Below are 18,355 nucleotides of genomic sequence, written 5' to 3' on the forward strand. Positions count from 1 at the left end.
CATGGGTGGACGCCGGGCGGGCCGGTCCGCGTGCGGCGGACCGGCCCGTCGGGCGGGTGGCGTTACGGCAGGGGGGCGAGGGGGATGTCGATGTAGGACTCGCTGCCCTGGGGGGAGGTGATCTCGAGGGCGGAGGGGATGGTGTTGTCGTCCGCGAAGAACGGGTCGTAGCTGTCGACGATCAGCTGCAACTGGCGGCCCTTGGCGAGGACGTAGTGGGCGGGCTGCAGCCGGAAGGTGATGGTGGCGGCCTGCTGGTCGGCGAGGGTGTAGGGGGCGTGGGTGATGATGCCGGCGCGGCCGGTGGCGGGGTCGCAGTCCAGCAGGTAGACGATGAGGGTGGCGTTCTCGGCCTGCGGCTTGACGGTGAGCCGGGCCTCCAGGTCGCCCTGGACGCGCATGGCCTGCTCGAGCGGCGCGGTGGTCCAGACGGCGGCGACGTCGCGCTTGATCTCGGCGGTCTTGTAGACGTGGGGCAGGCCGGTGCGTTCGGCCAGGCCGGTCTGGATCAGCTTCGGGGCGACGACGATCCCGGTGTCGGGCCCGGCGGCCTGGACGGAGCGGGTCCAGCCGGGCTGCGGCTGCCCCGCCGCCATCGGCGCGTCCTGCTGCCCGGCGGGCACGGCGCCGAGGTGGAAGCGCTGCTTGGGCAGGGCGTAGGCGGCCCAGTCGCGGTGGGAGAGGTTGGAGAGGAGGTTGTGCATGTACTCGGAGCGGATGCCGAACTGCGGCTGCGAACCGTCGCCGGCGTGGCCGCCGAGGTGGTGGTCCATCCAGCGGTAGGCCATCTCGGTGGGCTTGGACACGCCGCCGAACAGGCCGAGCAGTTCGCCGTTGCCGTGGTCGCCGATCTGGACGAGCAGCGACTTCGGGCCCTGGAGCCCGGTGAACAGGTCGACGACGGCGGGCACGGAGAAGATCGTCTCGTGCCAGTAGGTGGTCATCAGGACCGGCAGCTCGCGCTCGTTGTAGGTCTTCAGGTGCTGCATCGGCGACCGGAGTCGGGCGAACTCCTTGACCTCGTCGTCGATGATGTTGCGCCTGATCTTGTCAATGACGTTGCGGAACTCCTTGGAGCACCGCTCCTCGTCGAACAGCTTCACCAGCGCCTCGAAGGCCTTGATGTGCCGGGTGCCGTTCTCGTAGAGCGAGGTGAACAGGTCACCCCAGGCGCTGGCACCGGCCACGGCCTTCACCCGGGGGTCCGCCGCGGCCAGCAGCAGGCTCGTCCCGGCGCCGTACGAGGCGCCGAAGCAGCCGATCCGCTCAGGGTCCACACCCTCGTGCTGGGTCAGCCAGTTGAGGATCTCGCCGCCGTCGGCGACGTCCTGGGGCCCGGCACACTGGATCTCGCCCTTGGACTGGGCCAGGCCGCGCTGGCTGTATGTCAGGACGATGTAGCCGCCGAGCGCCCAGCGCGGGATCATGCCGAAATAGGCGAGGCGGCCGAGCGGGTTGAGCGGGGCCGGCATGACGATGACGGGACAGGTCTGACCGGGTGCGAGGTTGCGCGGCACGGTCAGGCCCGCGTCGATCGCGGTCCCGTCCGTCATGACGATCGGGGCCTCCCGGTACTCGGCGATCTCCGCCTGCGTCTCGTAGGTGTCGGCGAGGCCCCACTGGTCGAGCCGGCCGATGCGACGCGGCGACGGGTCGAGCATCGCGTCCCGGATCGCCTCCAGCCTGGCGATGTCGTCGGGGGCGAGGGCGAACGGGTTCTCCGCGGCTCCGTCAATGGGCATGGCTGTGCCGCCTTCCAGAAATAAGAGGTATGACGAACTGTCAGTGACATGCTCGCCCGGCGGACTCCATCCGAGGGATGCGAATCGCCGTCACCACCCGAACGTGTGACAAGGACCGGAGTCGCCGCTTACCGACCTGCACACCAGGCCACTTGACGTCATTCGCGGGCGAATCGGCCCACCCCGGCGGGGATTGACGGGGCCGACGGCGGAGTGGATGATCGCGGCGGGCCCCAGGGCGGCAACCCGTACCGGGTGTCGACCCGCAAACCGAGAGGATCCCGCCGTGTCCGAATCCGGGCAGAGCTCTGCCGTGTCCGCGTCCGCTCCCCTTTCTCCCTCCGCCCGTTCGACCGTCGCCGTGCTCGGTCCGGGAGGCGTCGGCGGCCTGCTCGCCGCGCTGCTCTCCCGGGCGGGCCACCGGGTGATCTGCATCGCCCGCGGGGAGACCGCCGCCGTCCTGCGTCGGGACGGAATCCGGGTCCGCAGCAGGCAGTTCGGCGAGTTCACCGCCGCGGTCGAGGCGGACACCGAGCTGCGCGAGCGCGTCGACCTGTGCCTGGTGACGGTGAAGAGCACCGCGCTCTCCGCCGCCCACGACCGAGTCCCGCCTCGGCTGCTCGCCGACGGCGTCCTGGTACCGCTGCTGAACGGTGTCGAGCACATCGACACCCTGCGCGGCCGGTTCGGCCCGGACCGTGTGGTCCCGGCTGTGGTCCGCGTCGAGGCCACCCGCACCGCACCGGGCGTCGTCGAACACGGCAGCCCGTTCGTCGAGATCGACCTCGTCGGCGAGCGGGAGCGGCTCGGCCCGGCGGCCGCCCTGCTCACCGACGCCGGTGTGACGACCCGCGTCCTGGCGGACGAGAACGCTGCGCTGTGGGGGAAGTTGGCCTTCCTCGCCCCCTTCGCCCTGCTCACCACCCGGCACCGGCAGCCGATCGGCGCCGTCCGTACCGAGCGGCGGGGCGAACTGGCCGCGCTGGTCGGCGAGACGGTGGCGGTCGCCCGGGCCTGCGGCGCGCCTATGTCCGCCGAGGACGTCCTGCACAGGTACGACGCCTTCCCCGCCGACAGCAGGTCGTCCATGCAGCGTGACGCGCAGGCCGGTCGCCCGCTCGAACTCGACGCGATCGGCGGCGCCCTGCTGCGCGCGGCCGGGCGCCACGGCGTCCCGGTCCCGTCCGCGAGCCGCCTCGTCACCGAACTCGCATCGCCACCAAGCGCGTCGGGCGCGTCGAGCAGTGCGCAGGACCACGGACGGACCCGCCGCAGCTACGACACGGTCGCCGAGGAGTACCGCTCCCGGATCGGCGGCGAACTGGCGCACAAGCCGCTGGACCGGGCGCTGCTCACGGCGCTCCTCGAACAGGCCGGCACCGAGCATCCCGTCGCGGACCTCGGCTGCGGCCCCGGCCACGTCACAGCATGGCTGACGGAGCGGGGCGTACGCGCTGTCGGCATCGACCTCTCCCCCGCCATGGTCGCTCTCGCCCGCCGCGACCACGGCGCGACCGGGTCCGGGTCCGGGTCCGGCGACCATGGCGCGGCCGAGTTCCGCGAGGGCGACCTGCTCCGCCTCCCGGCGGCGGACGGCGAGTTCGGCGCGGCGGTCGCCCTCTACTCGGTCATCCACCTCGAACCGTCCGAACTGCTCGGCGCCTTCGCGGAGATGCGACGGGTCCTGCGGCCCTCCGGGTTGCTGCTGGTCGCCTTCCACCTCGGCTCGGAGGTCAACCGCCTCACCGAGTGGTGGGGACACGACGTCGACCTCGACTTCCACTTCCTCACCGCCGAGACCGTGGCCGAGGCGCTGCGGGAGGCCGGTTTCACGGTCGAGGCCCGGCTCGAGCGGGCGAGCCACCCGCAGGAGGCGAGCACCCGCCGCGCCTACCTGCTGGCCCGCCGTGATGTCGGTGCACCAGCCTGACGGCGGAAACCTGCGATCCGAAGGCCGGTGACCGGATCGTTCCGGGAGCGGGCGTGATCATGCCTTCATCCGGCGCCGCGACCGGGGCCAGGATGGAGGCATGAACACCGCACTCGTCGTCATCGACGTCCAGGAGTCCTTCCGCCAGCGCGAGAACTGGGCGGCCGTGTCCAATCCGAAGATCGTGGAGCAGGTGAACCGGCTGGTGGAGGCCGCTCGGGCCAAGGGTGACCTGGTGGTCTGGGTCCTGCACTCGGAGCCGGGCAGCGACACCGTCTTCGACCCGGCGCGCGGCTTCGTCCGGCCGATCGAGGGGCTGGAGCCGGCCGCGGGCGAGCCGGTCGTCACCAAGACCTCGCACAACGCGTTCACCACCACCAACCTGCAGCAGCTGCTGACCCTCCACGGGGTCGGCGAGGTAGTAATCAGCGGCATCCGGACCGAGCAGTGCTGCGAGACGACCGCCCGGGTGGCCTCCGACCTCGGGTACCAGGTGGTGTTCGCGATCGACGCGACCGCGACCCACCCGATCCCGCACCGGGACGCCCCGGCCGACCGCAGCCTGGCAGAGGTCCTGGCCGACCCGCGTACGCTCGGTACGGACGAGATCGTCGCGCGCACCGAGTACGCGCTGGCGGGCCGGTTCGCCCGGATTGCCACCGTCGTCGAGCTGACCGCCGGACCGACGGACTGACGGACTGACCACAGGACCGGGGGCCGACCCGCCGCCGAACCCGCGAGGAGCTGACCGGATCGTGAGCAAGGTGGTCTTCCTGCTGGTCCCGCAGCTGCATCTGCTGGACCTCGCCGGGCCCGCCCAGGTGTTCTTCGAGGCGGCGGACCTCGGTCTCGGGTACGAGGTCGCCTACGTCGCCGAACGGGAGGACGTGCCGACGGCCCAGGGCATCACCCTGCGGGCGGGGACGGAGTGGCCCGAGCTGACCGCCGACGACCTGCTGCTGGTGCCGGGCTGGCGGGCGCCCGGGCTGCTGGGCACCGGCGAGATCAGCGAGAACTCGCTCCGGCGGCTGGCCGCGCACCATGGGGTGGGCGGCACGGTGGCCAGCGTCTGCGCGGGCGCCGGCGCGCTCGGCCGGGCCGGGCTGCTCGACGGGCGCCGCTGCACCACCCACCACGAGCTGCAGGACGAGCTGGCGCGGCTCCATCCGAAGGCGCACGTGGTGCGGGACGTGCTGTTCGTGGTGGACGACCGGGTGGTGACCTCGGCGGGGATCGCCAGCGGGATCGATCTGGCGCTGCACCTGGTGGCGGGGCGGCACGGTCCGGCGGTCGCGGCCCAGGTGGCCCGGGCGATGGTGGTCTTCGCCCGGCGCAACGGGGACGAGCAGCAGACGAGCGCGATGCTGCGCCACCGGGCGCACGTCAGCGACGCCGTCCACCGGGCGCAGGACCTGATCGACGCCCGGTTCGCCGACGGCCTGGCGCTCGCCGACCTGGCCCGGGCGGTGGGGGTGAGCGAGCGTACGCTGACCCGCCGGTTCGGCGCGGCGACCGGGCTGAGCCCGCTCAGGTACCAGCAGGAGCTGCGGGTGGAGCGGGCGGAACACCTGATCGCGCACGGCACGACGGTGGAGGCGGCGGCCCGGGCGGTGGGGTTCCAGGACGCCCGGATGCTGCGACGCCTGCGCGCCCGCGCCACCGAGCCGCCGGCGCCTCGGCGGTGAGTCGGCGGGCGGTGTCGAGGGCGCGCCCGCTGCCGCCTCCGCCACCAGGTCGCGGGCCGCAGCGGCCACCACGGCCGGGACTCCCCACGACAGCAGCCGAGTTGGGATCCTTCGCATAGGATCTGCGGTCATGACTGATCCGTATCCCCCGACCAGTCCCTACGATCACGGCTTCCTCGACACCGGCGACGGCAACCGGATCTACTACGAGCAGCACGGCAGCCCCGGCGGCAAGCCGGTGGTGAGCCTGCACGGCGGTCCCGGATCGGGCGCCCCGCAGCGGCCGTTGAAGGCGTGGGATCCCGAGCGCTACCGCGTCGTCCGCTTCGACCAGCGCAACTGCGGCCGGTCCACCCCGCACGCCGCCGATCCGGCCGCGGACATGAGCCTCAACACCACCCGGCACCTGATCGACGACATCGAGCGGCTGCGCGAACACCTGGGCATCGACCGGTGGTTGGTGACCGGCGCGTCCTGGGGGTCGACCCTCGCCCTGGCGTACGCGCAGCAGCATCCGGACCGGGTCACCGAGATGATCATCCCGGTGGTGACGACGACCAGCGCCGCCGAACTGGACTGGCTCTACCGGGGCGCGGGCCGGTTCCGACCGGAGGCGTGGGACCGGTTCCGCGACGGCGTCCCGGCCGACGAGCGGGACGGCGACCTGCTCGCCGCGTACGCCCGGCTGATGGAGAACCCCGACCGGGCGGTCCGGGAGAAGGCGGCCGCCGACTGGCTCGCCTGGGAGGACGCGGTGATCTCCGGCGAGCCGCACACCCCGCCGGGGATGTACAGCGACCGCGAGATCGACGCGCAGATCGCGTTCGTCCGGATCTGCGCCCACGTCTTCAGCCACGGCGCCTGGCTGGAGGAGGACCAACTGCTGCGGGGCGCGGGCAAACTGGCCGGGATCCCGGCGATCCTGATCCACGGACGGCACGACATGGGCAGCCCGGTGCAGACGGCGTGGGAGCTGGCCAAGGCGTGGCCGGGCGCGCGGCTGCACATCGTCGAGGACTCCGGTCACGGCGGTGGCGAAGCGATGGCGCAGGCGATCCGCGCGGCCATCGAGGAGTTCAAGGACCGCTGAGCGCGGCTGATCCGACTGATCCGACCCCCGCGATACGGGCGGGCCGTCACCGCGTGCACCGGCGACGGCCCGCCCCGGCCGCCTACTGCCCCGTCCCCGCGGCCTACTGCGCAGCGCCCGCCTCCGCGGCCCGCGCGCGGCCGCGCGCCCAGCGGCGGGCCGCCAGGCCGGCGGCAAGGTGGCAGGCCAGACCGACCGGGACGGCGAGCAGCGGAAGCCGGGCGCCGAGCCACAGGTGGAAGGCGACCCCGCCGAGGACCAGCCCGACGGCCGCCGCCCGCAGGGCGCGATTGGCCCGCAGTGCCCCGCTCATGCGTCCGGGCCCGGGTTGACGGCCCGGACGTAGTGGATCCACGGGTGCAGATCGCCCGTCCGCACCTCGGTGAACCCGGCCTGCTCGACCAGCGCCCCCAGCAGATGGACGGGGTTGCGCTCCATCACGGGCCCGGTGACCGCGCCGATCAGGTGTCGGGCGACCGGGTTGCTCGGCGGCCGGAAGTCGGCGAGCAGCAGCCGTCCGCCGGGCCGCAGTGCGCGGCGCATCTCCGCGACGGCCCGCGCACGGACGTGTTCGGGCAGGTGGTGGATCATCAGGCTGCTCGCCACGACGTCGAACTCTCCGTCGGCGACGGGCAGTTCCTCGGCGATGCCGTCCCGGAAGGTGCACTGGCCGCGACCACCGGCCCGCCGCCGGGCGTGGGCGAGCACGTCGGCGGAGGGGTCGATGCCGACCGCGCTGCCGCGCGGGGTGACGGCGTCGGCGAGGCGCAGGGTGAGGTAGCCGGTGCCGCAGCCGACGTCGAGGACACGGTCGCCGGGCCGCGCGCCGCTCAGTTCGGCCAGGCGGGTGAAGACCCGGTGGCGGCGGCCACCGAACAGGACGGTGCCGAACAGCTCGTAGGAGCGCCCGTGGGTGATGGTCTGCCCGCCGGTGCGGGCGTCGGCCGTGCCGTGCAGGAAGCGTGCGAGTTCCATGCCGGAACCTTTCTTAGTGGCGACTAAGTACTTTCAACTTAGTCGCCACTAAGTCCCATGGCAAGGGGCCGATAGGATGCCGGTGTGCCAGCCCCCCAGTCCGACCGGAAGCCCCGACGCCCCCGCCTGAGCGCGGAGGACCGCCGGGCGTCGATCCTCGACGCCGCCACCGAGGTCTTCTCCGAAGTCGGCTACCAGCGCGGCAAGATGTCCGAGGTGGCCCGCCGGGTCGGCGTCAGCGAACCCGTCGTCTTCCAGAACTTCGGCTCCAAGGCCGCGGTCTTCGCCGCCGTCCTAGACCACGCGGCCGAGCGGATGTCCGCCGGGCTGCGCGCATGGGCCGACCGCTGCCCCGACATCGGCACCTGGCTGGGCGAACTGCTCGCCCCGGAACACCTGACCCGCATCCACGCCCGCGGGTCTCTCGGCGTGCTGTTCGAGGACGCCATGACGCTCTCCGGCGAGCCGGCGATCCTCGAGTCCGCCCGCCGCGCCAACCAGGCGCTCGCCCGCACCATCGCCGACCTGCTGGAGCACGGCCGCACCGACGGGAGCGTCCGGGCCGACCTCGACCCCACCGCCGGGGCCTGGTGGCTGATCTCCCTCCTCGCCTCCCAGAACTTCCGGCGCACCGTCTCCCCGGACCCGGCCCACACCGACACCGCGCTCGCCGCCCTGACCATGCGCCTGCTCGCCGTCGACCCGCCGAACTGACCGCAGGGGCATCCTCCGAACGATGGTCAGGGGTTACCTATGCACGACTGATTCCCGCTGCGGGCGGACGCCGTAGCGTCGTGGTCATCAGGAAGCGAACCACCCGGCCCGCAGGGGAGAGACCATGACCGCCTACGCCATCGCCCACGTCCGTTCCGTCGAACTCGGCCCGGGCATCCTCGAGTACCTGGCGCGGATCGACGCGACGCTGGAGCCGTTCGGCGGCCGGTTCCTCGTCCACGCGCCCAAGGAGCGGCGCGCGGTCGAGGGCGAGTGGGACGGCGACGCCATCGTCATCGAGTTCCCTGGCATGGCGGAGGCCACCGCCTGGTGGGACTCGCCCGCCTACCGCGAGATCCTGCCGCTCCGCACGCAGCACATGGCCGCCGACATCGTCCTCGTCCCCGGCGTGCCCGCCGGCTACCGGGCCGCGGAGGCGCTCGACGGCCTGCGGTGACGGACGACGCACAACCGCCGATCGCCGACCGGTGACCGGTGACCGTTCAACCGCCCGGACCTTTCGACCACCCGGACCGTTCAACCGCCCCGGGGCGGTCGGCCGGCTGTCAGTCGATGATCGCCTCCGGGTCGTCGGTGGTGTGGATGGCCGCCTCCTCCGCCGAGGCGGCACCGCCGGAGATCCCCACGTCCTCCGCGATGGTGTCGCTCAGCGCGCCGACGGGCACGACCAGCCGGCCGGTTCGCCGGTCGCCCGCCTCGGCGTCGAGGGGCTCACCGTCCGTACCGGAGACGTCGCCGATGCCGTCCCCGTCGGCCCCCACGACGTCCGGCAGCTCCGCGGCCAGCCGCCGCTCAAGGCTCTCGCGGCTGCGCTGCTCGTTCGCGGTCTCACCGTGGCGCCCCACCGCGAGCGGCCGCTCCGGCGGCGCGTAGCCCTCGTCGAGCGCCGACTCGAGGCCGCGGTCGTCCAGGGTGTCCTCCGGCTCCAGCGGTCCGATGTCGTCCTGCACGTCCTGCGAGCCGTCGGGCTGGTACACCTGGTCGCCCAGCAACCCTTCATCCGACATGAGGCCTTCTCCTTCGTTGACACGACCCGTGCACGCGGGCGGAGCGGATCGGGGCCCCGCGTGAGGGCCGGGCGCCGAGGTACGTCCCGACGCCGGTCGGCGCACCCGGTCGGCGGGGGTGGCCACCCACCCGAAAGGGGGGTGACCGCCGTTCAACGGTGGTCCCTCCCAGCGTCCCACGCCCCCGCCCACTCCGCACCGGGCCGCTCCGCCGAGCGCACCGTCCCCACCTGCGGCGATGCCCGACGCCGTCCGCCTCACGGGGCCGATTCACGGTTTGACCTTCGATAGGCAGGCGCTTGTTGCAGTCTCAAGACATAAATGAAGGGCAGCGGGCGAGTTTTGGTGTAGAATCGTTAGCACGAGGGCGGCCTCCGGGACCGACATCACAGCGATGTCGGCGGGCCACCCACCACCCAGGGGGTTGGACACCATGACCTACCAGCAGCTCGATGCAGCTCGCGCCACCATCAACGAGCGCCTGCGCGAGGCCGAGGAGTACCGCCTCGCCGTCCGCGCCGCCCGCGGCAAGAACCGTCTCGCCCGCCGCGCTCGCCAGGGCCTGACCAGCCAGAACGCGTGAGCACCGCAAGCCCCGCGGGCCGTCACCGAAACAGTCGGTGACGGCCCGCCCGCTTTTCCGGCGCCTCCTCGGCCCGCCCCCGCCTGCCGCCCGGGTATGACGGCGGATCCGGCACCCCGGTACGACGACACCGACGGCGATCCCGCCGCACCATCGGGCCCCAGCCGACCGAGGGTCAGGAGCCGGATGATGCCCGCCGACCGACGCACCACCACCCGCACCACCACCCGCACCGCCGCCCTGGCGTTCCTGGCCCTGCCGGCCGGCCCGGTGGCGACGGGACTCGCTCTCACCGGGCGCCCCGAACGCGCCGCCCGGCTGTGGGGCGGCCGTGCCTGGACCGGCCCGCGGGCACTCGCCCGGGTGGTCCTCGGGCTCCCGCTGGACGTCCCCGCCTTCCTCCTCCTGGGGTTCGCCCTGGTCAACTCGGTGCGCAACGTCGGCTATCCGCTCTGGTACGCGGGCACCGACTACCACGACGCCTGGGGCGGACCGACCATGGCCGGGATCTGGGCGGTGCACGCGGGCGGTTGGGCCCTCTGCCTGTACGTACTGCTCCGCTGGCCGGTCGCCTGGTTGGCCGCCGCCCAGCGCGCCCTCGGCGCCCGGCTCGCCCTCCCCACGACGCACACGACGCCGGCGACACAGGCGAGGCAGCGGTAGGACCGCCTGCGGGGTCGATGTCACAGCCGACCGGGCTCGCTCGTCCTCAGGGTGTACGGCGGCGCACCACGCCCGCCCCGGAGGGATCGGAAGACACGATGAGCAAGATCTGGCTGGTCACCGGCTCGTCCCGCGGCCTCGGCCGCAGCTTCGTCGAGGCCGCCCTGGCGCGCGGCGACCGGGCGGCCGCGACCGCCCGGGACACCGCCGACCTCGACGACCTGGTCGCCGCGTACGGCGACGCGGTGCTCCCGCTCCGGCTGGACGTCACCGACCGGGCCTCCGTCGACGCCGCCGTGGCGCGGGCCCAGGAGCACTTCGGCCGGCTCGACGTGATCGTGAACAGCGCGGGCCACGGACTCTTCGGCGCGGTCGAGGAGTTGTCCGAGCGGGATCTGCGCGAGCAGTTGGACACCAACCTGTTCGGCCCGCTGCGGGTCGTCCAGGCGGCCTTGCCCTACCTGCGCGCGCAGGGCAGCGGGCACATCGTCCAGATCTCCTCGGTCGGCGGCGTGGCGGCGTTCCCGCTCGGCGGCGGCTACCACGCCTCCAAGTGGGCGCTGGAGGGGCTGAGCGAGTCGCTCGCCCAGGAGGTCGCGGGCTTCGGCATCCGGGTCACGCTGGTCGAACCGGGCTCGTACGCCACCGACGCGATCGCCGGCGCCGTCCACGCCGACGTCCTCCCCCAGTACGACGCTGCCCGCGCGGGGTTTGCCGCCTTCGCGCGGACGCTCGACCTCGGCGATCCGGCGGCCGCCGGCCGGGCACTGCTGCGCGTCGTCGACTCCCCCGAGCCGCCACTGCGGGTGCTGTTCGGCACACAGGGCGGCGCGATCCTCGACCAGGTCTACGCCGACCGGTTGAAGACCTGGTCGGGCTGGCAGGAGCTCGCCGCCGAGGCGCACGGCCACCTGCCGGCCTGACCCGGCCGACCTCCCCCCGTCCTCCCCCACCGAGCCCACCGAGCCGCCCGGCGTTGCGCGTCCGGGCGGCTCGGACGGCGATCTACCCTCGGTCCGTGGCGCAACACGAACAGCAACCCGAACAGCGACCGGAGCCGCAGGCCGAGCCGCGGACCGAGGGCGTGGGACCGTTCACCACCCGGGCCACCTGGCGCCTGCCCGACGGCGGCACGGCGGTCTGGGAGTCGCGCAAGGCCCGGCGGCGGGCGCTCCTCGCCGTACGGGCCCCGACCACGTCCACCGCCCCGGCCGCGCCCGCTGCCGCCGACCCGGTCGCCGTCGCCCGGCTCGGCCGGCTCAACGCCATTGCCGCCACCGCGTTCGTCATCGGCGGCGCGCTCTTCGCGGCGGGCGCCGGGGTCGCCCAGTTCGGCTCGGGCGACGCCACCACGTGTGCCTCGATCTACTTCGCCGGCGGCCTGTTCTTCAACACCGGCGGCTACACCTCGCTGCTCCAGACGGTCAACGCGCCCCGCCACGTGGTCGGCACCGCTGCCCTGGTCACCCGCCGCTGGCGGTGGTGGAGCTACGAGCCGCACCGGCTGGACTGGCTGGGCGCCTTCCTGCTGTTCTGCGGCACCGTCGTCTTCGGGGTGAACCTGCTGGACTCCTTCCTCCAGGGCCTGAACGTCCAGCAGGTCAACCGGCTGATCTGGGTGCCCGATGTGATCGGCTGCATCCTCTTCCTGACGTCCGGCCACCTGGCCGTGCTGGAGGTCTGCCACGGACGGCCGCGGATCATCGCCCGCGACCTCGGCTGGTGGATCGTCGCGGTGAACCAGCTCGGCTCGGTGCTGTTCATGGTCTCGGCCCTCGCCGCGTACACCCGCCCCGCCACCGGCAGCCTGGTCAACGTCGACATCGCCAACTGGGGCACGCTCACCGGCGCCCTGTGCTTCTCGGTCGGCGGCGTGCTCCAGTACTTCGAACGCCCCTGAAGCCCCTGCCCCCGACCCCCTGAGCCCCCGACCCCCTGAGCCCCGCCCGCTCGCAGCGCCCGAAACCCGGGTGACCGCCACCCGGCCGCGCTGGCATGCTGGCCGTGTGGACAAGCCCGAGATCCGGATCGACTTCCCCTCCTCCCTGCACACCTTCGTCGGCGCCCGCCGCCGGGCCGGCTCGACGGCCGTGCAGGTCGACGGCACCTCGACCCTCGGCCATGTGGTGGAGTCCCTGGGCGTGCCGCTCACCGAGGTCGGCGGACTGACCGTGGACGGCGCACCCGCCGACGCCTCCCATCTGCCGGCGCACGGCCAGCACGTGTCCGTCCTCGCCGTGGCCCGGCCGCAGCACCTCGACGGCCCGCTGCGGTTCCTGCTCGACGTCCACCTCGGCACCCTGGCCCGCCGGCTGCGCCTGCTCGGCGTCGACGCCGCGTACGAGAGCGTGGACATCGGGGACGCCGCGCTGGCCGCCCGGTCGGCCGCCGAGCAGCGGGTGATGCTCTCCCGCGACCGCGGGCTGCTCCACCGCCGCGAACTCTGGGCCGGCGCGTACGTCTACAGCCACCGTCCCGAGGAGCAACTGCAGGACGTGCTCTCCCGGTTCGCGCCCCCGCTCGAGCCGTGGACGCGCTGCACCGCCTGCAACGGCGTCCTGCGCGAGGCCGCCAAGACCACAGTCCGCCGGCACCTCGAGGACGGCACCGAGCGCTCCTACGACGTGTTCGCCCAGTGCACCGCCTGCGAGCAGGTCTACTGGCGCGGCGCCCACCACGCCCGGCTGAGCGCCATCGTGGCCGAGGCGGTGGAGCGGTACGGCGGCCCGCGGACGGCGCCGGTCGGCCCGCTCAACACCAGCATCGCCCCGCAGCGCGACACACCGGCCACCGCGCGCTGACCGGACGGCCCGGGCCTGCGCGGCCCACACCCCCTTGCGAAATGCGTCCACTGGACGCATGATGGGCGCCTCCAGGCCCACGACCGTCGAGGGAGGACACGGTGACGGACCCGACCACCGTGCCCCCGGTCCCCGGCTCGGCCGCGTGGTGGCGGCAGCGGTACGGGGAACGGTCGCGTCGGCGCCCCCGCGTCGGTGGGCTCACCCTGGCGGCCATCACCGACGCCGCGCTCGCGATCGCCGACCACGACGGCCTCGACGCGCTCACCATGCGCCGGCTCGCCGAACGCCTCGGCACCCGGCACACCTCGCTCTACCGGCACGTCGCGAGCCGCGAGGAACTCCTGGTCGAACTGGTCGACCGGGTCCTCGCCGAGGTACGGCTCCCGGTCGACGGCCCCGACTGGCGCACCGCGACCGAGGCCGGCGCCCGCGAGTTCCGCCGCGTGCTGCGGCACCACCCGGCCGTGGCACCGCTGTTCGTCGCCGGACAGCTGCTCGGCCCGCACGCGCTCCGGGCCCGCGAGCAGGGCCTCGGCCTGCTGATCCGCTCCGGCTGGACCCCGGAGTCGGCGGTGCACGCCTACCTCACCGTGATGCACTTCGTCATCGGCGCCGCCCAGCTCGACGCCGGCGGCGCAGCCCGCACCGCCGCCGAACGCATGGCCATGGCCGCACTGTTCGCGAGCCTGCCCGCCGACACCCACCCGGTCGTCCGCGCCCACGCGGAGCTGCTCAACGCCCCCGACAGCGACCAGGAATTCGACTTCGGCCTCCAGGCGCTCCTGGACGGCCTCGATCGGCGCCGGGAGGCCCCGTGAACCCCCCGACCGACACCGCCGCCCTGCCGCCCCTGGCCGAGTGGACCGCCGGCGGCCGACGCCTGCGCGTCCCCGCGCGCGGCCGCGAGCACTCTCTCTTCGTCCGACAGGACGGGCCCGCCGACGGCCGGCCGGTCACCCTCGTCCACGGCTTCCCCACCTCCTCCCACGACTGGGCCGCCGTGGTCCCCGCCCTCGCCGCCGACGGCTGCCGGGTCACCACCCTCGACCTGCTCGGCTTCGGCGAGAGCGACAAGCCGCGCCGCCACCCGTACTCGCTGCTCGAACAGGCCGACCTGGTCCAGGCCGTGTGGCAGCGGCTCGACATCGGCGACACCGCCCTGGTCGCCCACGACTACGGCGTCAGCGTCGCCCAGGAGCTGCTCGCCCGCGACCCCGCCCGGATCACCCGAATGGCCTGGCTCAACGGCGGCCTCTACGCCGATCTGCACCGGCCCGTCCTCGCCCAGCGCCTGCTGCACGGACCGCTCGGACCCCTGCTCGTCCGGGCCATGAACGAGCGCCGGTTCCGGGCCTCGATGCGACGCGTCCTGGGCCGCCCGGTCCCCGACCGCGTCCTGCACGACATGTGGCTCGCCGTCGCCCGCGACAACGGCCACCTGCTGGCGCCGCTGCTGCTGCACTACATCGACGAACGCCGCACCCACGGCCCGCGGTGGAACACCGCCCAGGAGACCCACCCCGGCCCCACCCTCTACCTCTGGGGCCCCGCCGACCCGATCAGCGGCGCCCACGTCCTCGCCCGGATCCGCACCCGCGCACCCCACGCCACCGTCACCGAACTCGCCGGCCCACCCCCCACCGGCCACTACCCGCAGGTCGAGAACCCGCACGAGGTCGCCGCCGCCCTCACCGCCTTCCTCCGCCCCTGACAGCCCGACCCCCTGACACCCCCTCACCTGCTCGCCCGCGGAAATTCGGTGGCTCGGCCCGGGCCGGCCGTGCGACGGTCGGATCATGCAGAACCCGGTCGAATCGCCAGCGTCCTTCGTGTCCGTCGCATCCCCCGACGGGACCGCCCTCACCTGTCGGCGCATCGGATCCGGGCCGCCGGTCGTGATGGTCCACGGCTCCGGCGGCGGGCTGCACTCCTGGCAGCCGGTCGCCGACCGGCTGGCCGACCGGTTCGAACTCTGGACGCCCGCCCGCCGCGGCTACGCCCCCAGCGGACCGGGCCGCTCGCCGAAGCGCTTCGCCGACGAGGTGGGCGACCTCGCGGCACTGATCGACCTGATCGGCCGGCCCGTCCACCTGGTCGGCATGTCCTACGGCGCCACCGTCGCCCTGCACGCCGCGGCGGCCGGACTCCCGGTCCGCTCCCTGGTCCTCTGGGAGCCGCCGCTCTACGCGGCGGGCGAGGAACTCACCCCCGTCCTGGCCCGGTACGAGGAGCTGACCGCCCGCGGCGACCGGCGGCAGGCCGGCCTCCTCCTGGCGGCGGAGGTCGCCCGCGTTCCGGCCGCCCTGCTCGCCCTCATGGACGCGGGCGAGCCCGCCGACGAGGAACCCGACGACTCCTACGGCTGGTGCCGCGACCTCGAATCGATGGCCGCGGACACCACGGACCTTCATCGGTGGTCCGCCGTCACCGTGCCGACCCTGGTCATGGGAGGCGCGGACACCTGGCAGCCGATGCCGCAGACCCTCGACCGGCTCGCCGACGCCCTCCCCCACGTCACCCGCACGACGTTCCCGGACCAACTGCACTTCGCACCCTCGCTGATCCCGGACGCCGTCGCAGCCGAGATCGCCCGCTTCCTGCCCGGCCCCTGACACCACCGAGCGGCGGCCGCGCCTGCCGGTCCCGGCGTGACGGTCCGTCACCCGGCGGGACGGGCCGGAGTGCGGCGCCGCTCACCCTCCGCGATCGTGGTCGCTGTGAACACCCACACCGGCTCCACCCCCTCCGGCCGCGGCGGCGTCGACGCGAAGGCGCGCGGGAACGAACGGCTCGCCCTGGCCGCGATGATGTTCGCGGTCGCGATGACCTTCATCGACCAGACCATCGTCTCCATCGCCGCACCGAACATCACCCAGGAGCTGCACCTCACCTCCTCCGGCATGCGCTGGGTGGTGAACGCCTACCTGCTCGCCCTCGCGGCGTTCTTCGCGCTCGGCGGGCGCCTGTCCGACCTGCTCGGACACCGGCGGATGGTGCTGATCGGCACCGTGGTGTTCGTGGTCTCCTCGGCGATGTGCGGCCTGGTGCCGTCCGGCAGCGCCGCGCTGACCTGGCTGATCGCCTTCCGCGCCCTCCAGGGGCTGGGGGCCGCCCTGCTCTTCCCCGCCGCGCTCGCCGTGGTGATCACGGTGTTCCCGGTGGAGCGGCGCGGCTCCGCCCTCGCCCTGTTCTTCGGCCTCTCCGGCGCCCTCACCGCGCTCGGACCGCTGCTCGGCGGCTGGCTCACCGAGTGGACCTGGCGGGCCATCTTCTGGGTGAACGTCCCGGTGGCCGTGATCGCGGTCGTCCTCACCCTGCTCGCCCGCATCCGCGACGTCCCCCGCCGCGAACCGCTCGACGTGACCGGCGCCGTCCTCGTCGCCGGCGGCATGGCCCTCAGCGTCCTCGGCCTCCAGCAGGTGCCCTCCTGGGGCTGGACCGGCCCCGCCACCTGGGTCTGCATCGTCGGCGGCGCGGCGATCCTGGTCGTCTTCGGCCGGTACGAGCTGCGCCGGCGCCACCCGCTGGTGAAACTGCGGGTGTTCGCCGACCGGGCGTTCGCCGCCGACAACGCCGTGCTGTTCTTCGCGATGCTCGCCTTCGTCCCGGTGTTCTTCTTCGCCTCCGTGTACGCCCAGGTCTGCCTCAGCTCCTCGCCCAACCAGGCCGCGCTGTACCTTCTGTACTTCTTCGCCGGGTTCGCCGTCGCCTCCCAGTGGGGCGGCCGCATCCTCGACCGGAAGGGCGCCCGGCCCGCGATGAAGCTCGGCTCGGTCGTCGGCTGCGTCGGCTTCGCCCTGTGGGCCGGGAAGCTCACCGACCTGTCGATCCACGACCAGTGGCCGTACGCGGCCCTGGCCGGCGCCGGCATCGGCTTCCTCCTCGCCCCGGCCTCCACCGACGCCGCCAACCGGGCGATCGACGCCTCCTACGGCGAGGTCACCGGTATCACCCAGACCGTCCGCAACTACTCCGCGGCCCTCGGCATGGCGGTCTTCGGCACCCTCCTCACCCGGGTCACCGTCGACCGCGTCACCGACACCCTCCAGGCCAAGGGACTGCCCTCCGCCCAGGCCCACTCCGTCGCCGAGAACGTCGCCCAGTCCATCACCGGCCAGGGCGACGGCAGCGCCCCGACCGGCAGCGGGCCCGTCGCCACCGCCATCCGGGGCTCCCTCCAGGACATCCAGATGGACTTCGCCCAGGCCAACCAGGTCGTCTTCTACGGCATGGCCGTCGCCCTCGGCCTCGCCTTCCTCTGCTCCCTCACCCACCCCGGCACCCGCGTCACCGCCACCACCCCCGAGACCGTCACCAAGGAACCCCAGCCCGACCGCCCCACCAGCGCCCCCTGAAGGCCGGGCGGGACGGCGGTCAGCCGGAGTGTTCCAGCAGTTCCTTCAGCTTCTGTTCGTTCCTCGGCATCTCCTTGCGCGCGGACGGCCTGACCACCAGCGGGACGAGGACGTGGCCCATCCCGTGGGCCTCGAAGTCGAGGGTGAGGGTCACCAGGGACCGGGTCCCGCCGCCCATCGGTTCGACGGTGGCGCGGACGTCGCCGCGGACCGGTCCGTCGATGCCGTGCATCCGCCAGCTGCGGGGCGGGTCGAACTCGGTGACCTCCGAGACCATCGGCATGTCCCGGCCGCGGAACCGGCGGGTGACCGCCACCCGGGAGCCGACGTGGAGCGGGGCGTCGTCGAGCGGCCTGGCGGCCACTGCGCTCTCCTGCCACTCGGTGATGTGCGAGGGGTCGGTGAGGTAGGCGAAGACCTCCTCGGGCGGGCGCGCGATGTCGATGCTCTCCTTGATCGCGGCCATGGCTGCCCCCTTTCACGGTGCTGTCACCCCCAGCCTGCCACCAAAGGCCTGTCTGACCATTCCCGTCGGATCAGCGGGCGGCGTTGATGGGCCCCTCCTGCCCGCTGGCGGGCAAGGAGGGAGCGTGGCTCGGCGGTGCGGAGGAGGGAGTCCATGCGGTGGGGGCACCTCCCGGCCGAAGGCTGGGGGCCATCGGCGACCGACGACAAGCCGGCAAGGTGCGTGCTCCGGCGGCGGCCGCCCGGCGGGAATGGTCAGACAGGCCTCAGGCCCGGCGCCGTCTCCCCCGCCGGCCCGGCCCCGTCCCGGAGAACGTCCGG

Annotated in this window: 20 protein-coding genes and 1 pseudogene; 16 read left to right on the forward strand and 5 right to left on the reverse strand. The window is 73.7% G+C overall.

The features are described 5' to 3' along the window. Positions 1-62 precede the first annotated feature (62 nt). On the reverse strand, positions 63-1,742 hold the full coding sequence (locus tag FHR36_RS21320; RefSeq protein WP_253799760.1) for a CocE/NonD family hydrolase: 1,680 nt from the start codon (positions 1,740-1,742) through the stop codon (positions 63-65). 313 nt (positions 1,743-2,055) lie between these two features. Here FHR36_RS21320 and FHR36_RS21325 point away from each other — a divergent pair. The 5 genes and pseudogenes from FHR36_RS21325 to pip form a co-directional block, all read left to right on the forward strand. Beyond that, a pseudogene (locus FHR36_RS21325) lies at positions 2,056-2,955 on the forward strand (ketopantoate reductase family protein); the annotation flags it as partial. A 135-nt stretch (positions 2,956-3,090) separates the two neighbouring features. After that, positions 3,091-3,672: a class I SAM-dependent methyltransferase gene (locus FHR36_RS21330; RefSeq protein ID WP_253800643.1), complete on the forward strand. Its 582-nt coding sequence runs from the start codon at positions 3,091-3,093 to the stop codon at positions 3,670-3,672. 100 nt (positions 3,673-3,772) lie between these two features. Next, a complete protein-coding gene (locus FHR36_RS21335) occupies positions 3,773-4,366 on the forward strand; it encodes a cysteine hydrolase family protein (protein ID WP_253799761.1) in 594 nt (197 codons plus the stop codon). A gap of 61 nt (positions 4,367-4,427) precedes the next feature. Beyond that, on the forward strand, positions 4,428-5,357 hold the full coding sequence (locus FHR36_RS21340; RefSeq protein ID WP_253799762.1) for a GlxA family transcriptional regulator: 930 nt from the start codon (positions 4,428-4,430) through the stop codon (positions 5,355-5,357). A gap of 130 nt (positions 5,358-5,487) precedes the next feature. Continuing rightward, a complete protein-coding gene (pip, locus tag FHR36_RS21345) occupies positions 5,488-6,447 on the forward strand; it encodes a prolyl aminopeptidase (protein WP_253799763.1) in 960 nt (319 codons plus the stop codon). 103 nt (positions 6,448-6,550) lie between these two features. On the opposite strand, the gene FHR36_RS21350 is transcribed toward pip, so the two are convergent. Together FHR36_RS21350 and FHR36_RS21355 are read right to left on the reverse strand one after the other, a co-directional pair. Then, a complete protein-coding gene (locus FHR36_RS21350) occupies positions 6,551-6,760 on the reverse strand; it encodes a hypothetical protein (RefSeq protein WP_253799764.1) in 210 nt (69 codons plus the stop codon). Then, the gene (locus FHR36_RS21355; protein WP_253799765.1) at positions 6,757-7,422 is read right to left on the reverse strand and encodes a class I SAM-dependent methyltransferase; all 666 of its coding nucleotides are present in this window, start codon (positions 7,420-7,422) and stop codon (positions 6,757-6,759) included. Before FHR36_RS21355 ends, FHR36_RS21350 begins: the two co-directional genes overlap by 4 nt. Positions 7,423-7,506: 84 nt before the next feature. On the opposite strand from FHR36_RS21355, the gene FHR36_RS21360 reads away from it, so the two are divergent. Beyond that, positions 7,507-8,136, forward strand: a complete 630-nt coding sequence (locus tag FHR36_RS21360; RefSeq protein WP_253799766.1) for a TetR/AcrR family transcriptional regulator — start codon at positions 7,507-7,509, stop codon at positions 8,134-8,136. A 124-nt stretch (positions 8,137-8,260) separates the two neighbouring features. After that, the gene (locus FHR36_RS21365) at positions 8,261-8,593 is read left to right on the forward strand and encodes a DUF1330 domain-containing protein (RefSeq protein WP_253799767.1); all 333 of its coding nucleotides are present in this window, start codon (positions 8,261-8,263) and stop codon (positions 8,591-8,593) included. A 109-nt stretch (positions 8,594-8,702) separates the two neighbouring features. On the opposite strand, the gene FHR36_RS21370 is transcribed toward FHR36_RS21365, so the two are convergent. After that, a complete protein-coding gene (locus FHR36_RS21370; RefSeq protein ID WP_253799768.1) occupies positions 8,703-9,164 on the reverse strand; it encodes a DUF5709 domain-containing protein in 462 nt (153 codons plus the stop codon). Positions 9,165-9,597: 433 nt separating this feature from the next. Between FHR36_RS21370 and FHR36_RS21375 the strand changes: the two genes are divergently transcribed. From FHR36_RS21375 to FHR36_RS21415, 9 genes are all read left to right on the forward strand, one after another. Then, positions 9,598-9,747 (forward strand): hypothetical protein, encoded by a 150-nt coding sequence (locus FHR36_RS21375; RefSeq protein WP_253799769.1) that lies wholly within the window; start codon positions 9,598-9,600, stop codon positions 9,745-9,747. Between the two features lie 189 nt (positions 9,748-9,936). Next, positions 9,937-10,410: a hypothetical protein gene (locus FHR36_RS21380; protein ID WP_253799770.1), complete on the forward strand. Its 474-nt coding sequence runs from the start codon at positions 9,937-9,939 to the stop codon at positions 10,408-10,410. Positions 10,411-10,508: 98 nt separating this feature from the next. Continuing rightward, complete coding sequence (locus tag FHR36_RS21385; protein WP_253799771.1) at positions 10,509-11,333, forward strand: SDR family NAD(P)-dependent oxidoreductase; 825 nt, start codon at positions 10,509-10,511, stop codon at positions 11,331-11,333. Positions 11,334-11,428: 95 nt separating this feature from the next. After that, entirely contained in the window at positions 11,429-12,310 is an 882-nt protein-coding gene (locus tag FHR36_RS21390; protein WP_253799772.1) for a hypothetical protein, read from the forward strand. Between the two features lie 106 nt (positions 12,311-12,416). Further along, positions 12,417-13,211, forward strand: a complete 795-nt coding sequence (locus FHR36_RS21395; protein ID WP_253799773.1) for a Mut7-C ubiquitin/RNAse domain-containing protein — start codon at positions 12,417-12,419, stop codon at positions 13,209-13,211. Between the two features lie 101 nt (positions 13,212-13,312). Next, positions 13,313-14,032, forward strand: a complete 720-nt coding sequence (locus FHR36_RS21400; protein ID WP_253799774.1) for a TetR/AcrR family transcriptional regulator C-terminal domain-containing protein — start codon at positions 13,313-13,315, stop codon at positions 14,030-14,032. Then, the gene (locus FHR36_RS21405) at positions 14,029-14,925 is read left to right on the forward strand and encodes an alpha/beta fold hydrolase (RefSeq protein WP_253799775.1); all 897 of its coding nucleotides are present in this window, start codon (positions 14,029-14,031) and stop codon (positions 14,923-14,925) included. Before FHR36_RS21400 ends, FHR36_RS21405 begins: the two co-directional genes overlap by 4 nt. A 118-nt stretch (positions 14,926-15,043) precedes the next feature. Then, positions 15,044-15,826, forward strand: a complete 783-nt coding sequence (locus FHR36_RS21410; protein WP_253799776.1) for an alpha/beta fold hydrolase — start codon at positions 15,044-15,046, stop codon at positions 15,824-15,826. Between the two features lie 192 nt (positions 15,827-16,018). After that, a complete protein-coding gene (locus tag FHR36_RS21415) occupies positions 16,019-17,569 on the forward strand; it encodes an MFS transporter (protein WP_253800645.1) in 1,551 nt (516 codons plus the stop codon). 19 nt (positions 17,570-17,588) lie between these two features. Here FHR36_RS21415 and FHR36_RS21420 read toward each other — a convergent pair whose 3' ends face one another. Next, positions 17,589-18,035: an SRPBCC family protein gene (locus tag FHR36_RS21420; protein ID WP_253799777.1), complete on the reverse strand. Its 447-nt coding sequence runs from the start codon at positions 18,033-18,035 to the stop codon at positions 17,589-17,591. Between the last annotated feature and the right edge of the window lie 320 nt (positions 18,036-18,355).

The organism is Kitasatospora cinereorecta, assembly GCF_024172095.1.
In the GTDB taxonomy this organism is placed as follows: Bacteria; Actinomycetota; Actinomycetes; order Streptomycetales; family Streptomycetaceae; genus Kitasatospora; species Kitasatospora cinereorecta.